Origin of the sequence: Thermogemmatispora sp. (assembly GCF_019683755.1) — a bacterium.
Lineage (GTDB): Bacteria > Chloroflexota > Ktedonobacteria > Ktedonobacterales > Ktedonobacteraceae > Thermogemmatispora.
Genome location: NZ_JADGHT010000009.1, coordinates 15,015 through 35,800, shown reverse-complemented (window position 1 = coordinate 35,800; position 20,786 = coordinate 15,015). Strand labels below are relative to the sequence as shown.

Annotated in this window: 19 protein-coding genes; 6 read left to right on the top strand and 13 right to left on the bottom strand. The window is 62.6% G+C overall.

Annotation, left to right across the window (positions count from 1 at the left end):
- The 4 genes from IRZ24_RS01755 to IRZ24_RS01740 form a co-directional block, all read right to left on the bottom strand.
- The coding region (locus IRZ24_RS01755; RefSeq protein WP_297159989.1) for an ROK family protein at nucleotides 1-413 on the bottom strand (413 nt) is incomplete at its 3' end.
- A gap of 4 nt (nucleotides 414-417) precedes the next feature.
- Nucleotides 418-543 (bottom strand): hypothetical protein, encoded by a 126-nt coding sequence (locus tag IRZ24_RS01750; RefSeq protein ID WP_297159987.1) that lies wholly within the window; start codon nucleotides 541-543, stop codon nucleotides 418-420.
- 401 nt (nucleotides 544-944) lie between these two features.
- Nucleotides 945-1,379, bottom strand: a complete 435-nt coding sequence (locus IRZ24_RS01745) for an OsmC family protein (RefSeq protein WP_297159985.1) — start codon at nucleotides 1,377-1,379, stop codon at nucleotides 945-947.
- 247 nt (nucleotides 1,380-1,626) lie between these two features.
- A complete protein-coding gene (locus IRZ24_RS01740; RefSeq protein WP_297159983.1) occupies nucleotides 1,627-3,075 on the bottom strand; it encodes an NADP-dependent isocitrate dehydrogenase in 1,449 nt (482 codons plus the stop codon).
- A gap of 171 nt (nucleotides 3,076-3,246) precedes the next feature.
- On the opposite strand from IRZ24_RS01740, the gene lhgO reads away from it, so the two are divergent.
- Nucleotides 3,247-4,503: an L-2-hydroxyglutarate oxidase gene (lhgO, locus tag IRZ24_RS01735; RefSeq protein WP_297159981.1), complete on the top strand. Its 1,257-nt coding sequence runs from the start codon at nucleotides 3,247-3,249 to the stop codon at nucleotides 4,501-4,503.
- 1 nt (nucleotide 4,504) lies between these two features.
- On the opposite strand, the gene IRZ24_RS01730 is transcribed toward lhgO, so the two are convergent.
- On the bottom strand, nucleotides 4,505-8,092 hold the full coding sequence (locus tag IRZ24_RS01730; RefSeq protein ID WP_297159980.1) for a TIR domain-containing protein: 3,588 nt from the start codon (nucleotides 8,090-8,092) through the stop codon (nucleotides 4,505-4,507).
- A gap of 60 nt (nucleotides 8,093-8,152) precedes the next feature.
- Here IRZ24_RS01730 and IRZ24_RS01725 point away from each other — a divergent pair, with 60 nt between their 5' ends.
- Both IRZ24_RS01725 and ilvD read left to right on the top strand, forming a co-directional pair.
- A complete protein-coding gene (locus tag IRZ24_RS01725) occupies nucleotides 8,153-8,407 on the top strand; it encodes a hypothetical protein (protein ID WP_297159979.1) in 255 nt (84 codons plus the stop codon).
- Between the two features lie 56 nt (nucleotides 8,408-8,463).
- Nucleotides 8,464-10,164, top strand: coding sequence for a dihydroxy-acid dehydratase (gene ilvD, locus IRZ24_RS01720; RefSeq protein ID WP_297159978.1), 1,701 nt, complete (start codon nucleotides 8,464-8,466; stop codon nucleotides 10,162-10,164).
- Between the two features lie 99 nt (nucleotides 10,165-10,263).
- On the opposite strand, the gene IRZ24_RS01715 is transcribed toward ilvD, so the two are convergent.
- The 3 genes from IRZ24_RS01715 to IRZ24_RS01705 form a co-directional block, all read right to left on the bottom strand.
- Complete coding sequence (locus tag IRZ24_RS01715) at nucleotides 10,264-10,530, bottom strand: hypothetical protein (RefSeq protein ID WP_297159976.1); 267 nt, start codon at nucleotides 10,528-10,530, stop codon at nucleotides 10,264-10,266.
- Between the two features lie 19 nt (nucleotides 10,531-10,549).
- Complete coding sequence (locus tag IRZ24_RS01710) at nucleotides 10,550-11,389, bottom strand: hypothetical protein (protein ID WP_297159974.1); 840 nt, start codon at nucleotides 11,387-11,389, stop codon at nucleotides 10,550-10,552.
- A 277-nt stretch (nucleotides 11,390-11,666) separates the two neighbouring features.
- Nucleotides 11,667-11,903 carry a helix-turn-helix transcriptional regulator gene (locus IRZ24_RS01705; RefSeq protein WP_069802182.1) on the bottom strand — a complete coding sequence of 79 codons (237 nt, stop codon included), beginning with the start codon at nucleotides 11,901-11,903 and terminating at the stop codon, nucleotides 11,667-11,669.
- Nucleotides 11,904-12,183: 280 nt separating this feature from the next.
- Between IRZ24_RS01705 and IRZ24_RS01700 the strand changes: the two genes are divergently transcribed.
- Together IRZ24_RS01700 and IRZ24_RS01695 are read left to right on the top strand one after the other, a co-directional pair.
- Nucleotides 12,184-13,449 carry a hypothetical protein gene (locus IRZ24_RS01700; RefSeq protein ID WP_297159971.1) on the top strand — a complete coding sequence of 422 codons (1,266 nt, stop codon included), beginning with the start codon at nucleotides 12,184-12,186 and terminating at the stop codon, nucleotides 13,447-13,449.
- 54 nt (nucleotides 13,450-13,503) lie between these two features.
- Nucleotides 13,504-13,737, top strand: coding sequence for a hypothetical protein (locus tag IRZ24_RS01695; protein ID WP_297159969.1), 234 nt, complete (start codon nucleotides 13,504-13,506; stop codon nucleotides 13,735-13,737).
- A gap of 300 nt (nucleotides 13,738-14,037) precedes the next feature.
- Here the strand turns inward: IRZ24_RS01695 and IRZ24_RS01690 are convergent, their stop codons facing one another.
- Nucleotides 14,038-14,745, bottom strand: a complete 708-nt coding sequence (locus IRZ24_RS01690) for a hypothetical protein (RefSeq protein WP_297159967.1) — start codon at nucleotides 14,743-14,745, stop codon at nucleotides 14,038-14,040.
- A 577-nt stretch (nucleotides 14,746-15,322) separates the two neighbouring features.
- Here IRZ24_RS01690 and IRZ24_RS01685 point away from each other — a divergent pair.
- Entirely contained in the window at nucleotides 15,323-15,850 is a 528-nt protein-coding gene (locus IRZ24_RS01685; protein ID WP_297159965.1) for a hypothetical protein, read from the top strand.
- A 120-nt stretch (nucleotides 15,851-15,970) separates the two neighbouring features.
- Here IRZ24_RS01685 and IRZ24_RS01680 read toward each other — a convergent pair whose 3' ends face one another.
- The 4 genes from IRZ24_RS01680 to IRZ24_RS01665 all read right to left on the bottom strand — a co-directional run bounded on the left by IRZ24_RS01680 (nucleotide 15,971) and on the right by IRZ24_RS01665 (nucleotide 20,756).
- Nucleotides 15,971-17,347: an FAD-dependent oxidoreductase gene (locus IRZ24_RS01680; RefSeq protein ID WP_297159963.1), complete on the bottom strand. Its 1,377-nt coding sequence runs from the start codon at nucleotides 17,345-17,347 to the stop codon at nucleotides 15,971-15,973.
- 366 nt (nucleotides 17,348-17,713) lie between these two features.
- Entirely contained in the window at nucleotides 17,714-18,055 is a 342-nt protein-coding gene (locus IRZ24_RS01675) for a hypothetical protein (protein ID WP_297159962.1), read from the bottom strand.
- Nucleotides 18,056-18,185: 130 nt separating this feature from the next.
- Nucleotides 18,186-19,532, bottom strand: a complete 1,347-nt coding sequence (locus tag IRZ24_RS01670) for a dihydrolipoamide acetyltransferase family protein (protein ID WP_297159961.1) — start codon at nucleotides 19,530-19,532, stop codon at nucleotides 18,186-18,188.
- Nucleotides 19,533-19,775: 243 nt separating this feature from the next.
- Nucleotides 19,776-20,756, bottom strand: a complete 981-nt coding sequence (locus IRZ24_RS01665) for an alpha-ketoacid dehydrogenase subunit beta (RefSeq protein ID WP_366914212.1) — start codon at nucleotides 20,754-20,756, stop codon at nucleotides 19,776-19,778.
- Between the last annotated feature and the right edge of the window lie 30 nt (nucleotides 20,757-20,786).

Below are 20,786 nucleotides of genomic sequence, written 5' to 3'. Positions count from 1 at the left end.
CCCAACATCAGCGCCCCACTCACCCCCGTTCCCACACTGACCAGCGCCGCACTCTGCCGATCACGCGCCGCGCCACGCCAAACCTCTCCCAATAGGGCTAACTGAGCATCACTGGCCAGCATGACCGACACCCCTAAGCGCGCCCGCAGATCATCCGCCAGGTCGCGCCCATTGAGATAGGGCAGTGACGGCACCCAGACCGCCCGCCGCTCAGTACAGTTACCAGGGATGCTCACCCCCACCCGCCGAATGGCCTCGCCTACCCGCGAAGCCTCTTGCACTTGCTGCACCAGCGCCTCTACTAGCTCGTCATAGCTGGCCGGCACCGCTACCGGCGGCGTCAGCACCACCTCTTTCTGCTGAAAGTAGGCTCCGCGAAGGGCCTGCTCACTGACGTCGATGCCAAGATACATGCTTTCACCCCTTGTCGTTGCCTGGCCTGGCCTGGCCTGGCCGCCGCCAGCCGCCACAGAGCAGACGCCGCCCAAGGCGACGCGCCTTCTGCTCCCGCTCGAAGATCCCTCCAGTACTTTCTTTGCTCACTATAATCTTACCCCATCTCTCCCCTCCGACCTCCACGTCTACCACTTCTATAACGCAACAGCTCCGACAACCGCGCCAACCTCGCTCAGCGACTACACCGCTCCCAGTCCAGACAAAGGCCCATACGCGACGGCAATCTCCACAGACAGGGAACAGAATGCCAGGAAGGACAAGCGGATAAGCAGCCAGAACCTCATAGGCAGCGGCTGCCTGGCGGCAGCTAGTCAGCAGCATGCTGCAGCGCACCACCCAGGGCAGACCGCTGCCCGTACCAAGGGGACAAAAGCAAGAAACAAGAAAAAGGAAGGAAGTAATTAGCGTAGCATATGCCAGCAGGAGTCAGATCAGAGACAGCTAATAACTTTCGCAGTTCGCTCTCACTCGCTCAGCACCCGCTGACCTTACTGCTGGACCAGCTTGGCCTGCAGCCGGATCTCCGTGGCGGCCAGCGCCTTTGAGACCGGACAATTCTGCTTGGCCTCGTTGGCCAGCTCCTGAAATTTTGCCTCATCGATGCCAGGCACCACCGCTGTGGTCTCCAGCTCGATCGGGCCAATCGCATAGCCCTGGCCCGTGGCATTAAAATGCACCCGCGCATTCGTCTTGACGCTCGTTGGTGTAAAGCCAGCGCGCGCCAAACCCGCCGAGAGCGCCATCGAGAAGCAGGCCGCATGCGCCGCCGCAATCAGCTCCTCGGGATTGGTTCCCGACGTATCGTCACCCATGCGCGTCTTGAACGAATAGTGACCTTCAAAGGCTCCCGTGCCCAGCTTCAACTGCCCCTGACCACTCTGCAGATCACCTTTCCATTCCGCCTCTGCGGTGCGAACTGGCATAGCAAGATCCTCCTTGTGCAGATATAGCGATCGTTTCTCATCTCCTGAGACTCAGCCGTCTACAGGCAGCAGAGCCTCTCTCAAGATAATAGCACATAGGGAGCAGGACCCCAGAAGTGACCTGAGTCTCATTTCTTTCAGGCCCGTGTCGTCGCTGCTCCCTCTGTGCTTCGCACTCCCTATCAGCATCAGCTAGCCCGCTCGCCACCGCTGCCCGCGCCCTCACAGCTTCTCAGCAGCCCGCCAGTTACTCACCCGAGGCCGTCGAGAAGGCCGGGCGCCCGTCAAAGGTATAGAGATGCTCGGTCTGGATGAAGTCGAAACCGGCCTCCGCCAGGCGATGCAGCAGCCCAATGATTTGCTGAGGACGCAGCGCCTGGCCGTTATTGGCCAGGAAGCGGCAGCGCCAATGATCGGTACAGAAGGTCTCAGGCAGGCCATTGGGCCAGACCCTGGCACCGCGGTTGGTGATCATTGTCAACTGCAGCCCATCGCCCTCCAGCCGCTTGATGGCTTCGCCTAGTTGATCAGGGCTACCGTCACGCCACTCCAGGAAGACATCAACCCCTACTAGCTCTTTCTTCTCCAACGGCTCCTGACTGACCCGCTGAATGTTGGCCAGCTTCGGCGCCGCCGTGTAGTTCACCGGCTTGAGCGTCTGCGGCATCTGACCCAGGCGCTCAATAATGGCCTGGGCAAACTCTTTTGTACCTACCTTCTTCTTGCTGACTTTCTCGCTGTAGATATCGTAGGTGTGGATGCCATCCTCCAGCGTGCGCAACCAGGCATTGTGCACGCGCGTGGCGACCTCCGGCTGCCCGATATGCACGAGCATCAGCACCGCCCCTAGCAGCAGACCCGAGGGGTTGGCCACGTTCTGACCAGCGCGCCGCGGTGCCGAGCCATGAATGGCTTCAAACATGGCACACTGGTCACCGATGTTGGCTGAGCCGGCCATACCGACCGAACCGGCAATCTGAGCCGCGACATCCGAGAGAATGTCACCGTACAGGTTGGGCAGCACCACGACATCAAAGGCCTCGGGCGTATCCGCCAGCTTGGCTGAGCCAATGTCGACAATCCAGGTCTCGCTCTGGATGTCTGGATACTCGGCGGCCACCTTCTCAAAAATCTTGTGGAAGAGGCCGTCGGTCTGCTTCATGATGTTGTCCTTGACAAAGCAGGTGACTTTCTTCCGGTTGTAGGCCCGCGCATATTCAAAGGCGTAGCGAATGATCTTCTCGCTGCCCGGTCGGCTGATGAGCTTGAGGCTCTGCACCATGTCGTGTGTCTGGCGGTACTCAATGCCGGTGTAGAGATCCTCCTCATTCTCGCGGATGATGACCACATCCATCCCTGGATACTTGGTGTCGACAAAGGGGTAATAGGCAACACAGGGGCGGACATTGGCGTAGAGGCCGAACATCGTGCGGATGGTGACGTTCAGGCTCTTGTAGCCCCCTCCTTGCGGCGTGGTAATGGGCGCTTTGAGAAAGACTTTGGTGCGGCGCAACGACTCCCAGGCGCTCGGCTCGATGCCCGAGGGCACGCCGCGCAAGTAGACTTTCTCTCCTACTTCGATCTCTTCAATGTCGATCCGCGCCCCAGCGGCCTTGATCACTTCCAGGGTGGCCGCCATGATCTCCGGGCCAATGCCATCCCCATACGCAACGGTTATGGGCGTATTCTGTGACATGGATCTTTGTACCTCTGTTGCGTCTCTAGTGGTGACTCACGTTCTCTGGCTAACGAACCAGGGGTTCTCTTGGAGATTGCCACTTAAGTATAGCACACGACTAGCTCAACAGGAGCAGCCTTCACCCGACCCGGCCTCCTGGCTGGGAATAAAGCGGCAGGCCTCGCTGTTTTGTTTAAACAAATGCAGCGCTATGATCTGATCATCGTCGGCGCTGGCCTGGTGGGATTGGCCACGGCGCGCGAGTATCTACGGCGTCGGCCGGGCCTGCGCCTGCTCGTGCTGGAGAAGGAGCCGCGCATCGCCGCTCATCAGTCGAGTCACAATAGCGGCGTGCTGCACACTGGTATCTATTATGCTCCTGGCTCGCTGAAGGCCCGCGCCTGTGTGGCTGGTCACCGAGCTATGCTGGCCTTTTGCCGCGAGCATGGCATTCCGTTCCAGCTCTGCGGTAAGGTGATCGTGGCTCTGACGGAGGAGGAGCTGCCACGCCTGCAAGCCCTCTACGAGCGTGGTCAGCGCAATGGCGTCCAGGGCCTGGAGCTGATCGGTCCCGAGCGTCTGCGCGAGATCGAACCTGCTGCCGCGGGCTTGCGCGCCATTTATTCGCCTAATACGGGGATCGTCGATTTTCGGCGCGTGGCCACCGCTCTGGCCTCGGAGATCACTGCCAAGGGGGCTCATTTGCGCTTGAATAGCCAGGTGGTGGGCCTCTTGCCGCGCGCCGATGAAGTGGTGGTTCAGATCCGCCGTCAAGAGCTGGCCGTCTTAGGCGAGCCTGGCAGCCGGGAGGAAGAGCTGCGGGCGCACGCTGTGATTACTTGCGCCGGCCTCTACTCCGATCGCCTGGCCCGCTTGACCGGCGACGACGGCGGCCTGCGTATTGTGCCTTTTCGTGGCGACTACTACCTGCTGCGCCCCGAAAAGCGCCATCTGGTGCGCGGTTTGATTTACCCTGTTCCCGATCCGCGTTTCCCTTTCCTGGGGGTCCATCTGACGCTGCGGCCCGATGGCGAGGTCTGGGTGGGACCAAACGCCGTGCTGGCTCTGGCGCGCGAAGGTTATGGCCGCTGGCAGCTCAATCTGCGCGAGTTGTGGGAGACTCTTAGCTACAGTGGCTTCTGGCGCCTGGCCCGCCGCTATTGGCGTATGGGCCTGGCTGAATTCTATCGCGACTATGTGAAGGGCGCCTATGTGCGCCAGGTCCAGCGCTATGTGCCCGCTCTCACAGAGGGGGACCTGCTGCCAGGACCGAGCGGGGTGCGGGCCCAGGCTTTGGCCCCCGATGGCAGTCTGGTCGACGACTTTGTGATCCGCCGCGGGCAGCGTGTGCTGCATGTGCAGAATGCTCCGTCTCCAGCAGCTACCTCCTCGTTGGTGATCGCTCAGATGATTGTTGATGAGGCCGAGGCGCAGTTTGCGCTTTAGCTCAACTGGCCTCTTTGGGCTGCTCGGGCAGGCCAGGGACGTCCAGGGAAGGCAGTGGCTCTTGACCTTGGACAAAGCGCTCTACCCAGTCGCAGGCTCTCAGTAGCGCCTCAGCTAGGGAGGGCGCGCGTGGTAGCAGGCCGCTGATGTGTGCGCAGCACTCGCGCGCTTCGGCTATGGTGCGCGCTTGGCACCAGGCCTGCTGGAGCTGACGTACGCTGTCTTCGGGGCGCTTCTCTGGCACCTGGAACTCAGGAGCCTCTGACGCTGGGGATGAGGCTTTTTTGTCTGCCTCAGACAGGAACTGGCTGCCGTTCCAGAGACTCGTTAAGACCAGCCCAGAATGTCTATCCCCAGCAGAGGGACCGCCGATGTGCTCCCCACGAACGAAGGGAGCCGTTCCTTTTCCTTTGTCTCTAGTCGCTAGCCGTTGCAGTTTCTGCCGGGCCTCTTGCCAGCGAGGGATCTTGATCAGCGCTCTCTCTTCTTCGCGCAGCAGGGAGAACCGCCGCCTGAGCACTTTACAGGCTTCTTTCCACAGGTAGTCTTGTTCAAGCGGCGTGCTTCCTCTGTCGATGACTGCCCTGAGTTCTTCCCAGGCGTCAAGGGCCGCCAGCGCTTTTGCCAGCTCGCCCAGCATCGGTCTGCGCCAGCTCTCCGCCAGCAGTTCGATGTCTGGCCGGATACGCTGCCAAATCTGGATGGCGCGCCAGCGCTCGCCTCTTTCCAGGGCGATGAGCGCGAGTTCGATGGCAAGATGCAGACGCCTCCGACTATCTGCCAGGCGGCTTTCTATCTGCTCCGCCTTCTCCCAGCGCCCTGCTTGCACCCAGGCCAGCGCTAGCTTGGACCAGAGCTGAGGGTCGGCTTGACGCTGCATGTGCTGCTCTAGCTTGTCAAGAATGGCCTGCACCTGCTCTACTTGACCGCTATCTGACTCTAGCCAGTGCTCTGCCAACTCTAGCCAGATTTCGGCTCGGCGTTTGTCGTTTTTGACTGCCTGCAGCTCCTGGCGCATCTGATCCCACTCTCGTTTTGCCAGGTCGTACTGGCCTTGCTCTTCGTAGAGGCAACCGAGAGCCAGGTGGTAGCGCGCACGCTGGAGGGCGTCTTGCACGTAGCTCAGGGCAGCCTGGGCATGCTCGGGCTGGTTGAGCCGCCGGTACAAGAGGGCACAGTGACTGGCAAGGACCTCAGTCGAGACCGAGCGTGCTTGGCTTGTCAGTAGTTTGCTGGCCTCAGCAAGCGTCTCCCGCGCTGGCTCGCTCTCTCCTTCTTTCAGCCAGCTCTCAGCCAGCCTCAGCCGCAGCTCTGCCCGCTTCAGGTCGTCGGCGATACGGTCCACAGTCTGGCTGGCTCGCTGTCGCTCGCCGACGGCAAGGGCCAGTCGCGCTAGCTCCCCATAGAAGTCATCTTTGCGGTCTGGGCTGTCAAAAGCAGCAATCTCTTCCTTGGCTTCGTCGTAAGCCTGGCGCCACTCATCGCTCTGGGCTGCTTGTTTACCTAGTTGGCGCACAATGGCTAGCAGCGCTTCAATACGCCAGCGCGCTTCGGTGATGAGGGCAGCTAGCCCGCGGGCTTTGTTTGTCCCCTCCAGGGCCACGAGCAGCCCAAAGGCTTCCGAGGGATAGCCGTTGGCCTGGCTGGCCAGCAGGCAGCGCAGGAGGGTGTAGGCCACTAGACGGGGCTGCATCGACAGCGCTTCTTCTTGTGACCAGCCATTCCAGCCGGCGGCGCGCCGTCCCAGGTCGAGGTCCAGCACCAGGGCCTTGCCACCACCATCGTCGGCCTGTAGTTTTTGCCGGCTATAGTGCCCATCATCAAGGACGCTAAAGAGTTGCTGCCACTGGGTAACGCCCCCCAGGTAGAGGTGACGAATGAAGTGGCGCCGCGCATATTGACGTCGCTGTCGCTCTAGCGCTTCGTAGCTCTCTCGCCAGATGAGGGACAGGTCGTCGCCGGCGCACCACTTTGCTAGACGGGTATGCCAGGCCGCTACTTCGTCGGGCGCCAGGAGGGCGCCTGACTGCTCCTGGCCATACTCTGTCTCTCCTTGGAGGTACTCGCGCAGTTTGAGGTGATAGAGTTCGTAGCGCCCCTGTCCGTCATGCGTGAGCAGGCCTCCGAGCCGTCGCAGGCCCTCTTGACAGCGTTCATGCGTCAGCCCCAGGATAGAGCGTAGTTGTCCTTCGCTCAGCGGCTCCTGAGCCACTACGAGTACAGCTAGCAAGGGATAGAGGAGCTTCTCCCAGAGGGCCAGGTCGCTCTTGAGGCGCTCCAGCGTGGGCCGGAAGAGGTCAGCGGGATTGCTCTCGATCTGCCTAAGCACATCTTCGGCATGGCTAGGCGTGATGGGCATCTGCTGCTGTTGCTGAGCCAGCTCTCCGGTTAGGAGACTGAGATAGAGGGCGTTTCCCCGGAGGCTACGATAGTAGCGTTCGAGCAGATCTATGGGAAGCCGTACGTTTCGCTGAGCCAGCAGGGCGCTGAAATCGCTCTGGCTGAGGTGCGGTAGCTGGTACTCGATCAGCCGCCTGCCGGTTTTGAGGGTGGCGAGGGTCTCGTCAGGGCGCAGACTGAGAACGAAGACGATGCCTTTTGGTAGCTCCTCGGGAAGCCAGCTTAGCTCTCGTCTTCCACCTGGCTCGGGCAAGAGCTGGTCGAGGCCGTCGATGTAGATGGTCTCACGGATGCCGCGCTGGCTGAGTTCAGTCAAGAGGCGACGTAGAGCGAGCGGGAGGCTATCGCGGTCAACGTCCACATAGCTGGCAGAGAGCTGGTGCTTGTAGACCAGGCTGGCCAGGATGTGGCGCAGTAGGTCGCTCTGGCCGTTCGGTCCGGGCTGCATGGGGATAAAGTAGGCGGGGATCTGCTGGCCTCTTTGCTCCTCTTCGATAATGAGCTGCGCGATAAGACTGCTTTTCCCTTCGCCGGCTGGCGCGGTGATCGCCAGGTAGCCGCCCTGGTCTTGGAGATCCTCGATGTGCTGGCGCACGGCTTTTCTCTCTTGCTCACGCCCGACGAAATCACGCAGGTGCCTCTGGGCCACGGGGCGCCAGTCGACGATGAAAGGGAGCAGGCGCTCTCGATCTTGGGGGGTGAGGACCGATTGCTTAACAGGGACCGCCCGCAGCTCGTTGAGTGTGTCCGCTAGTTCTTCCTCTACTTGCTTTAGGCCGGCGTCGCGATCTTTCCAGCTTTTGAGCGGGTTGTCCGGCACCAGTTTTCGCTGCTCAAAGATGGTTCCCTGCAGGTAGACCTCGCGTGCATAGATGGGAACGACTCGTACTCGGTCTGGCTCTTGCTGCTGCCTCGCGAACGCTTCCCTGGCGACGCGCATGCACTCCTCTTTTGCCAGGTAATCAGGGCTGATGATGAGTATGATCAGGCGCGCGCGCTGAAGGCAGCTTTGACGATAGTTTTCTCGCTCCAGGCCCGCAGGAACGGCGTGCTCATCACTCCAGGTAAGGTGATAGCGATTTCGGAGACGCTTCAGACAGGCCGTGATGTTGTTACGCCAGACGCGGTCTTCTGCTGTTCCTGACCAGGAAAGAAAGATGGATAGAGCTGAGTCGCCTGTCGCCGCCATGTGTATCGCCTCCTGCGGGCAGGATGACATGCGCTTCTTCAAGTGCAGAGATATGATAACATGCCCAGGCTCTATTGTCATGTCAAGGATATGATCGCCTGGTCGGCCCGCCAGGCACGCTTGTCGCTGTCGATGCTGTGGTCTGCCTTCCGGCTCCTGTCTCCTGGCTGGATCACGGGGCTGGGCTTGGATGGAGCGGCTGAGCGCTCGGCTCGGCTCGGCTCTGAAGGCTCGGGGGTCTTTCGAAGTGCGATCGATGGCCAGGTTGCGCTTGATGCTGTGCTGTGCGTGGGCCGCTGTGTGCTCTTGCGTTGAGCTAGGGGCTGCGTCAGGAGTATAATACAGGCAGTACTCTAAGGGAGGCTGTTCTTATGGCTTTTGATCCCCGGCACCGCAGTCGAGTCTTGATCGATGGGCGCGAGCGGGCCGCGGCTCGCGCCATGCTGAAGGCCATCGGTTTCCGCGATGAGGATCTGCAGCGGCCCTTGATCGGCGTGGCCAATACGTGGATCGAGACCATGCCCTGCAATTTCCATTTGCGCCGCCTGGCCGAGCGCGTTAAGGCGGGCATCCGCGCCGCCGGCGGCACGCCGATGGAGTTCAATACGATCGCGGTCAGCGATGGTATTTCAATGGGCACCGAGGGCATGAAGGCCTCGTTGATTAGCCGCGAGGTGATCGCCGATTCGATCGAGCTGGTCAGTCAGGGCCAGATGTTTGATGCGGTGATCGCGCTGGCGGCCTGCGATAAGACGCTGCCCGGGACGGCAATGGCGCTGATTCGCTTGAATGTGCCGAGCCTGGTGCTCTACGGCGGCTCGATCGCTCCAGGCAAGTTCCGCGGCCAGGATGTGACGATCCTGGATGTCTTTGAGGCGATTGGGGCGACCGCCGCCGGACGTATGAGTGAGGCGGATCTGCATGAGCTGGAGAATGTGGCCTGCCCCGGCCCCGGCGCCTGCGGTGGCCAGTATACGGCCAATACGATGGCGATGGCTCTGGAGTTTTTGGGCCTGTCTCCGTTGGGGACGGCCAGCGTGGGAGCCACTGATCCGCGTAAGGATGAGGTGGCCGAGCGTTGCGGGCGCCTGGTGGTGGATATGCTCTATCGTGGCCTGACGCCGCGCGATATTTTGACGCGCAAGTCGTTCGAGAATGCCATCGCCGGCGTGGCGGCCTCGGGCGGGTCAACCAATGCTGTGCTGCATTTGCTGGCGCTGGCGCGCGAGGCCGGTATTCCGCTGACGATCGATGATTTCGATGAGATTAGCCGCCGTACGCCGCTGATCGCCAGCCTGAAGCCGGGCGGGCGCTATGTGGCGCTGGATCTGGATCGCGCCGGCGGGACGCCGCTGCTGGCGAAGCGCCTGATCGAGGCGGGCCTGATGCATGGCGATCAGTTGACGCCAACAGGCCGCACGATCGGTGAGGAGGCGGCTCAGGCTCAGGAGACTCCCGGTCAGGATGTGGTGCGCACGGTGGAGAATCCGATTAAGCCGAATGGGGGCCTGGTGATTTTGAAAGGGAACCTGGCGCCGGAGGGCTGCGTGGTGAAGATCGCTGGCCATGAGCGCCTCTATCATCGCGGCCCGGCTCGCGTCTTTGATCGCGAGGAGGATGCCATGCAGGCGGTGATCGGGCGCCAGATTCAGCCGGGCGATGTGGTGGTGATCCGCTATGAGGGGCCACGCGGCGGTCCGGGGATGCGCGAGATGCTCGGGGTGACGAGCGCTATCGTGGGCGAGGGCCTGGGGGAGACGGTGGCTCTGTTAACCGATGGCCGCTTCAGTGGGGCGACGCGCGGGTTGATGGTCGGCCATATCGCTCCCGAGGCGGCGGTTGGTGGTCCTCTGGCCGCGCTGCGCGATGGCGATACGATTGTGATCGATATTGAGAAGCGCACGGTGAGCGTGGAGCTGCCAGAGGAGGAGCTAAAGGCTCGCCTGGCAAGCTGGCAGCCGCCGGCTCCACGCTATACGAGCGGGGTTTTTGCTAAGTACGCGGCGCTGGTCTCGTCGGCTTCGGAGGGGGCCATTACGCGCCCGCCTCAGCCGCGTGCTTCGGCGTCTTGAGCGGGATCAGTCTCAGCCTGTCTGGAGAGATTGCAGGCGGCGAGTCGGGGTCAACATCCCCGGCTCGCTCTTGTTTTGTTGCCGGAAGGCTCGCTCAAGCTACTGGAGACCGGCCTCTTTTAGAGCGAAACGCCTGCCGAAAAGCATCTTCGTCAATATAGTAGCAAGGAGCGACTTTCTGGATGAGGGCTTTGAGCTGCTGGGGTCGAGCAGCTCAATGACTACGTCCAGGTCGGCTGTCTGGCGAACCACGCCAGACAGCGAGCTGGCGACAGAGCCGTCTATCACATAGCGGATACCGAGCGCTTCCAGGGCTTCGGCCAGAGGCAATAAGGTCTCTTCAAGAGGAGGAGGAGAAGAAGACACCCACTGACTCCTTTCTTGTTCAGAACTCCAAACCAGTCCGAGCGAGGGCCTCCTCTAGCTGGGGTAGACATTGGAGATCGCGGGCCAGGGTTCTGAGCAGCTCCAGGTTCAGCCCAGATGGCTGCTGCATTTTCAGGATGCCCAGGAAATCATACCAGCGCTCATCACTGGTCGTCCTCTGTTCACCCTGCCAGGCAAGCAGATAGAGAAACAGGGCTTCAGGGGAGGGCACAGGGATCGGTGGGGCCTCTTCCAGCAGGGGCGCCACGCGGCGGCTGTCAAGCAGGCGCTGCAGGAGGGCAGCGTTGTCTCCGCTGTCGGAGGGCCAGAGCCAGACGGGCAGCAGGCTTTGCAGCTCGACCAGGCGTAGACCCGGCCCGGCTTCAGCAGTCTCGTCGAGCCAGAAACGCTCTGGCAGCCGCTGCTGCAGGGCCTGGCGCTCTGGCAGGCGCTCGACAGCCAGGGAGATTTCGCCTACGAAGCGCGGGACACCATAGAAGGGGATGGCCAGCGAGAGAGGGACCGCTGTGATCTGCAGCGCCTCCAGGGCGGAGAGGAGTGGCCAGAGGACCTCTTGCAGCGACGGGAAGCGATTGGCTTCCGCCTCCGATAGGCGGCGACGACGCTCCTCGGCCAGGCGTACTATGGCGGTTCCATAGCGCGGAGCATAGCGCAGGGCCGCCTCTTGGGCATCTATCTCGGGGTGCTGGGTCAGGACAGTCAGGCGCCCAGCGTTGATTACTGAACCGGTCCAGTCCCAGGCCATCGCCACGCGCCTGGCCGGCGGCAGGGCGCGCAGCATGCCCAGCCAGACCCTTTCCGTTTCCAGCGGCGTATCTGCAGAGAGAAGAGCCTCCATCTGCTCGCTCCCTTTCCTGACGGTGCTCTTCCAGCCCCTGGTTTTCTCCCAATTTCCTCGGGGTACTGATCGCAATTACCCAGCAGACTGCTTCAGCTTCCTGACTCTACGAGAGCACCTGGCGCCGCCCCCGTCAAGCCACTGCAAGCATCCCTCACAGCGGGCCTTTTTCAGGCTTGTGAACTGGTTTTCTTTCGGTCACAGGAAAACCCTCTAGCCGCCTGGCAAGCCCGCGAGTATCGCCACCTGCGAGAGCAAGGCCGGTTGCGGGGAGCCATCAGGAGCCGCCTGCCTCTGGTTCCTTTTCTAGCGGCGGGTCCAGCTCGATCAGCTCGGCCAGCTCAACACGCAAGGCCCGCGCCAGCTTCTCCAGCGTTGACAGCGTGATATTCGTATATGGATCGTGATAGATGCGCTGGATCATGCCGACATTCAGGTCGGCCAGACGCGACAAGCGCGACTGACTTACCCCTTTCTGCTGTGCAAGCTCACGAAGCTTAATGCGTATCGGCATGGCGCGAGCGTATCATATATCCCCCTCTTTTGTGGAGGCCCTACAAAAGCATGCTTATCAGAGCATATTCTTATAAGAATATGGTTGACATCTACCTCTTAAAAGGATATACTTTTTGTAGTCAGTATAGCCGTTGCCCCCAAGGGGGCAGCGCGAGCGGGGCAGGGACGCCAGCGAACCAGCCCCGGGCCGGGCGCTCGGGACGCTTCTCAGCGATTGGAAACCTATCATCTATTGGCAGTACGGTTCTATGGTTGAAGAGTGTAGGAGATGACTGCATATGTTTCGCAAGCTCTGTTTCTGGCGTCGCAGCTCCCGCCAGGCGCGGCGGCCCGCCTACATGCCTGGGCCGATCCCTGCCCCAACGCCGCTTGATAGCTATCGCCTGGAAGTGCTCAGCCTCCACCACCGCATCGTCGTTTCATTCAACGAAGCTATCCGCCAGCTCCTCAACAAGGCTCCCGAACAGCTTGGCCCTGCTCCTGGGGCTGAACGAACCCTTCACCATCCGCCTGGAGCACTCCACCTGGAGCAACGGTCTCAGCCAGCCCCCGCTGCACGTCGCCACCTACTACTATCCCTGCTACGACCCGTCTCAGCTTCGTCAGGCTGCGGCGGCGCAGGCTGGTCGGCGGCGAAGCGGGCCAAGGCTGCCAGCCGGGACGCTCTCCTACTACGTCCTTTCGCACTGATGCTGTCCTCAGCCAGGCCCCCACGCTGGGTCTCCGGCGCCATCGGGCGAGAGGAGAGACCAGGCCAGCGTCTTGACTGGAGGAGCTATTGTCTTGACCTGCTGATGTATGAGGAGGAGAGAGCCATGTTGTTGAGTCGGCGCACCATCTGTCAATCGCTGCCCTTCTTCGCCGTGGCCTGCAGCAGCCCGGACGATCCTACCCTCGTCCTGCGCTCCCTCAGCGAGCCGGAGCTGTCGGCGCGCCTGCTGATGCGCAGCGCCGTCATCCCCGAGCGTGCCAGCCGCTATCTTGAGGCCCTCAGCCTCGTCCAGAGCGCCCTCACCCTGGTGCGCGGGCGCCCCTACGAAGAAGTCTGTCATGCCTACTGCGCTGTCCTCCTGGGGGAGTATGCCCGCGAAAAGGGCGATCCCGGGGCCCTCAACGAGGCCATCCACGAGGCTCGTCGCCTGCGCGGCCAGGTCCTTCACGACGGCGACATCATGCAACTTCAGTATCAGCTCGCCTGTCTGGAGGGCCGCGAGCAGGCCGCGCCCGCTCTCGTGCGCCTCTCGCTCGACGTCTGGCAGCAGCCTGGCCAGATGCTTACCGACGGGACGTGGCATTGGGCCCGCGGCGGCTTCATCGTCAAGAGCCTCGAAACCCTTATCCTCAGCCAGCACCTGCGCGAGGCCGACCAGCTCGCTCAGGAGTTCCTGCCGATCGAAAACAAGACCTTCCACGCCTACCGCGCTCTTGAATGGGAGTGGGAAGCCATCAAGATCAAGCTCTACGGTTCGCCGGAGGAGCAGCGCGCCTTTCGCCGGCGGGCCTGCCAGGCTGGCTACGTTCGCCAGGCCGTCATCACCCTCTGAGCAGCCGCCTGTGGCAGCCAGCGACACCAGCAGAAGAAAGGAGAGCGCACCAGCATGACCATCCGATCGCTGGTTGGCCAGCGCGTCCGTTACGCCCTGCCCGGCCTGCGCCCGGGCCTCTGGTCGGGCCGCGTGCTGGCCGTCGACGAAAAGACCGCCCGCCTGCGCATCGTTCTGGAAGAGCCGGGCTATGAGGTCGACATTCCGCTCCACGCCCTGCGCAGCATCTACGATCCCGCGCGCGCCACCTGGAAAGACATTCCTTTCCCGGAGCGGATGAGCGGATGAGCGGGCTGACAGTACAAAGGTGGCTCCTCCATCCTGGACCTGGTCCCTGGAAAGGAGGAGCGTTCAGCATGTCCCATTTCGACTAAGCCAGCGAGCAGATTACTTCCACATCGTGTCTGTCCTGCTTCATCGAGTGTGTCCTTCTTCCGACCTGCGGGCATTGACTCGCGCAACCGCCAGCGGCAGGAGGAGCCGGCGCCGTTCCACGGGGCGCCGAGCGCGCCCACCCTCCGCTGCTGGCCTCTTTACCGCAACGCGGGTCGCCGCCGCCAGAGCCAGGCGGCACCTGCTCCCCCCGCATTACTTCGTCAGATCGTGCGGATCGATCTCGCGCACCCGCTTGAGTCCCGGCCACGGATCGCTCAACTGGCGTCCTAGCAAGCGATAGGCGCGTTCGGTTGGGACCGGCTCATAGCCTGGCCGCTGGCCCCGCCGCAGTAACCACAGATCCAGCACCAGCGGCCCCAGCAAGGCCCAACCCAGAAAGCCCACGCCCGCCAGCAGCAGCCAGGTCGCCAGCGGCCAATGATCATCGTAGAAGCCGCGAGGAGAGGCGCGATAATCTGCCGTCGTAAACGTATAGGGCTGGCCGCTGCCGGTCACCAGCGAAAAGGCCACCACGCGGTAGCCGCTGCCCGTCAGCCGCTCGCCTTCCTTGAGATTCAGCTCTACCGGCTGCTGCGCATCGCTCTCATAGATCAGAGAGAGCAGCCTGGGCCGCGTATCCAGAAAGACCCCGCCGGGATAGGGCGAAAAATCAGCATCCTTGATCACGTAGAACTGCTGGCCATGATTGATCTGCACATAATCGTAGCCGTCATCGGAGGAATAGACCCTGAACCAGGAGATCGGTGGGACCGCCTGATAGTGAACCTGATGCGAGGTCAATCCCCAGAGCAAGCCACCGACCAGTAAGCCCGCCGCCGCTAGCAGATTGCCCACGCGCGTCGACAGCAGAAACCAGAGCAGGCGCAGCAGCGCCAGCGTCAGATTTACCAGACCGATCATGTCGCGGAACCTCCTCATTGCCGATTGCAGCCAAAGAGCTGACAGCGTCGCTGGCCGGGGACCAGCCCGGACCGGCCCGGGCAGACTCACAGCGAGCAGAGTCGCGCGTTGGTAGGTGAGCAGGCCAGGCACCCGCTGACCAGGGCGCTGGTCAAGAGCGCGCGTCGGCAATCAGCAGGCAACGCAAGCGGTGCCCCGTCCCGGCAAGGCCACGCAGAGCAAGCAGAACCCTCAAAGCAGGAAAGAATCACCACCGATCACGTACACAAGAAAAGAAACATCTTGCCATATTCAAGTGACACCAACGCCAACAAAGAAGCAAGCAGTATACTTTCTTCGTCACCCCCCTTTTGTCTATGGTCTTGCAAATTTCCATAAAAGGATACATAACTAGAAGTGAGGCATAACTTCTGCGGCGCGCCTTAGAGAGAGGAACGGCTCAGATAAAGGCCATAATAGCGGCACATCCAGGAATCCTGGCCGAGAACTCTTCTACCCGCAAGACGTACCTTATCACAGGAGAGACAAGCGAACAGAGATCATAGTCTTTCTCTTTTAAACCCAGGCGGGGGGCAGTATGCAACATCCATCAGTGCACTGTGAGCCGACGCTGAGTGAGCGCCTGCCACTGACCATCGGCCTCCTGGGAGGGGCAATCACCGCAGCGGGTCAGCTCTTACTCCTCTTTGCCCTCTTCTTTGACCAACTCGGGCTAGCGTGGGCGCCAGAGGTGCGGCTACTCATGCTGCTCTGTCTCTGGCTTGGCCTACCCAGCAGCCTGGCACTGCTGCTGGCGAGCCTCATCGCGCGCTGCACCGGGGTGCGCGACGATGGCTACACTGTCGGGGGAACCACCGGCTGCACTGCCGCCCTGCTGACCACCGTCGGCACCGGCGTCTGGCTGGTGATCACCATTGTCTCCATGCTGCCCGCGACGCGGTCGCCGCTCATCGACCAGAGTGCAGGCACCTCCATCCCTGGCAGTCAACTGCTCGACCTCTATATCATCCTGATCTTCATCAATCTGCTCTCGTTCCTGCTCGCCCTGATCAGCGGCATCATTGGCGGCCACCTCGGGTCGGCACACGCCGCCTCGTCGCACTAGGGCGCGCTTTCCCTGCCGTCTATGCCAGGGAGGAGATAGCTCAGCGGACCATCAGCCGAGAGGCTGACTGGCAGGCTGGCTGGCGAGTGGCCGAGCGCAGGAGAACCCGGGACCTGCCGCTCAGCCACTCGTGGCCCGGCCCAGCACATGAATCGCCTGCCCGAGCGCTCCCTCAGCGCTCTCCAGCAAGCCCTCAGCCAGCCCTGGATGAGCATAGAGCAGCTCGGCCAGATCGGTCAGCGTTGCCCCCATCTCGATAGCCAGCACCCCTGTCGTGATCAACTCGCCGGCGCGTGGCCCCACAATTGTCATGCCCAGAATGCTCTCATCCTCGGCATTGGCCACCACCAGGACCATCCCCGCCTCACCGCCCAGCATGAGCGCGCGCCCATTGGCTCCCAACGGAAAGCGGCCCGTCTTGACACGGTAGCCGGCTCGCTCCGCCTCCGGCGCTGTATAGCCCACGCTAGCCAGCTCGGGCGAGGTCAGCACCACGCGCGGCAGCGCCAGCGGCGCAAACTGCACGCGGCGCCCACAGAGTGCCTCAGCCGCCACCTTGCCCTGCTTGATGGCCACACTCGCCAGCGGCGGCGCCCCTGCTGCCGCGCAGTCGCCGGCGGCATAGATCCGCGCGACACTCGTCTGCAACGAGGGCGAGACCCGCACGGCTCCACGCGCATCACAGCTTACACCCGCCGCCTCGAGCTGTAACCCCGCCGTTCGTGGGCGCAGGCCGCCGCAGACCACCAGTGGGCGCGTCTCCACCCGCTCAGGCGGCAAATTGCCGATGACCTGCACACCGAGCTGACGCAGGCCGGCCTGGAGCGGACGCAGAGCCGCTCTCTCTATGCCAGGCAGCAGCTCCTCACCCGGCAGACAGAGCTGCACGCGCACCCCGAGGCGTGCAAAGAGCGTGGTCAGCTCCAGCGCCACATAATCGGTGCCGGCCACCGCCAGCGTCTCCGGCAGCTCGGCTAGCTCCAAAGCCTGCTCCGGCGTCAATACCGTGCGCCCATCGTAGTCCAGCCCCGGCGGCGGCTCGGCCTCGGCCCCCACTGCGATCAGACAGTGCTCAAATTTGAAGCGCTCGCCCTGCTCACTTTCGACGCGCACTTCCTCGGGACTGAGAAACCAGGCTCGCCCAGCGACATACTGCACCCGATTGCCGGCCAACAGGCGCCGCACGCCCTCGGCCAGGCGCGCCACAATGCTCGCCTTCCAGGCCTGCAGGCGGCCCCAGTCAAAGTCGACTCCTATCAGCCTGATCCCCAGCGGCTCCAAGGTCTCGCGCCGTAGCTCAGCGTAGCGCTCGCTGGCGGTCAGCAAGGCCTTCAGTGGAATACAGCCGCGATGCAGGCAGGTTCCCCCGGGCGGTACTGGATCAACCAGCGTCACCTGCCGTCCCAACTGCGCGGCCCGAATGGCGGCCACATAGCCCGCCGGTCCCCCACCAAGGACCAGCACATCGACCGCTGTGGTGACATCGCCCACGACCATAGTAACTGTTCCTTCCCTTTCTTCTTTCGCTAGCTTGTTCGCTCAAGCCTGCTGCCCGGCGCCAGCGCCAGATGCCCTCTGCCATCTAAGGCCACGCTACCGTTCTGGCGCTTGGCCTCTAGGACTCTGGGCCTCTCGCCTTTACTGACCCTCTGGCGCTCACCTGCAACCCAGCGCTGTCGCATCGCTCCTGCACTGCCTCGGGCGAGTGCGGCGCGACGATCTCCTCGCTCGTCATGGCACCCGCCCGGATTGAGGTGGGGGAGAGAGCCAAACCGCCTCTCAGCCTTCGTCTCAGGATGCGCTGGACCAGGTTAAGTCAGCTATCCCCGTTCAGGACTGCGCACCCGCTCCGCCGCCACCTGCTCAACCAGAGCGCTCCTCGGCCAGCACCTCATCAATCAGGCGCCAGCCATATTCAGTCAGCGTATGTCGCCCATGCTCAACGCGGCGAAAGACATCCTTGAAGCGCGGTCCCACTTTCAACGGATGATTCAGGCTCTCCACACGACGCGGGCGCGCTGTCCCATACTTGATCTTTGAGACGCCATCTGAGCGCATCATCTGGAAGATGCCGGTATAGCTGCGCTCCCAGGTTGGACGATCAACCCCGAGCTGGCGACGAATATCTTCGCGGCTAAAGATCTCCTTGCCCTCTTGCTTCACCAGAACGGCGACGGCCTTGATAATCTCTTCGGCAGTTGCCACGGTCGGCCTCCTTCCGACACGCTTGCCGCAGGAGGGAGAGACCAAACAGCGCCTTCTCCATCGGGAGCGTGCGGCTGGGCCGTCCCTCCTGCTGGAACCAAGAATCACATTCTCAGCGTTTGCGCTGCAATCAGATGGTATCAAGCAGCAATTGCTGCGGGTTCTCGACCAGCTCCTTGAAGCGCGCCAGAAAAGCGCCTGCCTGCGCTCCATCGATGAGGCGATGATCAAAGGAGAGCGCCAATGGCAACACGGGGCGCGCCACCAGCGAGCCATTGCGTACAACGGCCTTCTCCTGGAGCCGGCCCACGGCCAGAATGGCCGCTTCGGGATAATTGATGATGGGGGTACCAGAGCTACCGCCAAAGCTCCCCACGTTATTGAGCGTGAAGGTGCTGCCAGTCAGCTCGTGCAGGCCCAGCGTGCGCCGACGCCCTCCCTCGACCAGGCGTTCCAGCTCGCTGGCGATCTGCGCCAGGCTGAGCCGATCAGCATGGCGCAGCACAGGCACAAGCAGCCCCTCGGGTGAGGCGGTAGCAATACCGATGTGGTAGACGCGCTTATAGACAATCTCCCGCCGCTCCTCGTCGAGACTGGCGTTGAAAATGGGGAACTCCTTGAGGACGGGGATGAGTAGCTTGACCAGCAGGGGCAGGTAGGTCAGGCGCAAGCCACGCCGTTCGGCCACAGGTAAGAGAGCCTCGCGCAGGGCCACCAGAGCAGCGCCATCGGCCTCATCGAAGGCCGTGGCATGGGGAATGGTACGCCAGGAGCGTTCCATACGCTCGGCGATGCGCCGCCGCAGGCCCGTCAGGGCCTGGCGCTCTTCCTCTGCCGCGGGCGCCGTTGGAGTCGGCGCCACTGGCGGCAGCGACGCGCCGACGAGACTTGTCTCCGTGGTCGCCGTACTTGGTGCCGTGGCAGTCGCAGTAGTAGCAGCCGCGCGCTGGCGCTCGGCAAAGGCACGGACATCGGCCAGCGTCACCCGGCCATCGGGCGTCGACGGTGGCACCTGCTCCAGATCGACCCCCAGCTCAAAGGCCAGCTTGCGCACGGCGGGGGCCGCCAGCACTCGGCGTCGAGCAGCACCAGTCATTGCTGGGGTGCCTCCGTCGCTGGCCTGCGCCGTTGGCGCGGCAGCCGCAGTCGGTTGCCGCTCCGTCTGCGCCTTGGTCACAGTGGCGGTGGCGGCTGCTCCCTTGGCCTCGGGCGCGCGCGGCTCCGCCGCAGGCGCTGTGGCGGCCTCTTCCTCGAAGACCACCAGCACCTCACCTTTGCGTGCGACCATTCCCTCACCGACGCGAATCTCCACCACGCGGCCCGTCACCGGCGACGTAATCTCCGTCACCGCCTTATCGGTCTCCACCTCCGCGATCGCCTGATAGGCTGTGACGCGCTCGCCCACGCGCACCAGCCAGCGGCGAATCTCCGCCTCCTCCATGCCCTCGCCCAGATCGGGCAATCTGAACTCAACCATAGCGAACCTCTTCCGCCACGGGCCAGGTCCTGCGCAGAGGCAAAGATCCCCACTGGAGCGGCCAGCACTGGTATCCGCTCCATCACTGCAGCCCAGCCCGCGATTTTCGTCTCTTATCCTGTCTTGTCCTGTTTTGCTCTGCGTCTCCCAGAGATGCCGCCTGCTCCCACTCAACCACCAACCAATCAATCAACCAGCCCAGGCGCGAGCGAGCTAGCGAGCCTCAGACCAGCTCAGCCAGACTCAGGGTTCCATCACCTGCCGCAGTGCCGCCAGCACCTTGGCCGGCGTCGGCAGATAATAGTCTTCCACGCCGGGAACTGGATAGGGCGTATCGTAGCCCGTCACGCGCGCCACCGGCTTCAGCAGTGAATAGAGGCAACGCTCATTGATTATCGCTGTCACCTCGGCCCCGATCCCGCCGGCGCGCGGTGCCTCATGCACTACCACGGCGCGCCCCGTCTTCTCAACCGAAGCCACAATCGCCTCCTCGTCCAGCGGCCAGACTGTGCGCAGATCGATCACCTCCACACTGATCCCTAGCTCCTGTTGAGCCTGGCGCGCCGCCTCTAGCGCCACCGGCACCATTGCCCCGTAGGCGAAGACGCTCACATCCTCGCCCGCCTGCACCGTCTTCGCCTTTCCTAGCGGCACCGTATAGTACTCTTCGGGCGTCTCCTGACGGAAGGAGCGATACAACTTAATATTCTCCAGAAAGAGGACGGGATCGGGATCGGCCACAGCAGCCGCCAGCAGCCCTTTGGCATCGTAAGGATTCGACGGGATTACCACCTTGAGGCCTGGCGTCTGCAAAAAGACCCCCTCCAGGCTATCCGAATGCAGCTCGGGTGTGCGCACCCCACCGCCATAGGGCGAGCGCACCACCAGCGGGCAGCTAAAGGCCCCTGCGCTGCGGAAGCGTATGCGCGCCGCTTGCGTCACCAGTTGGCTCATGCACAGGAAGAGGAAGCCCGCAAACTGAATCTCAGCGATCGGGCGTAGCCCATAGACCGCCATGCCGATCGACGTCCCGATAATCGCCGATTCTGCCAGCGGGGTATCGAAAACGCGCCGCTCGCCAAAGCGGCGCTGCAACTGATCGGTCACGCGGAAGACCCCGCCATTGAGGCCGATATCCTGGCCCAGCAGGACCACCCGCTCGTCGCGCTCCAGCTCCAGGGCCAGAGCATTATTGAGCGCTTCAATCATCGTCATCGGGCGCACAGCCATTGCTCTCACCTCCCCCTTCTCTTC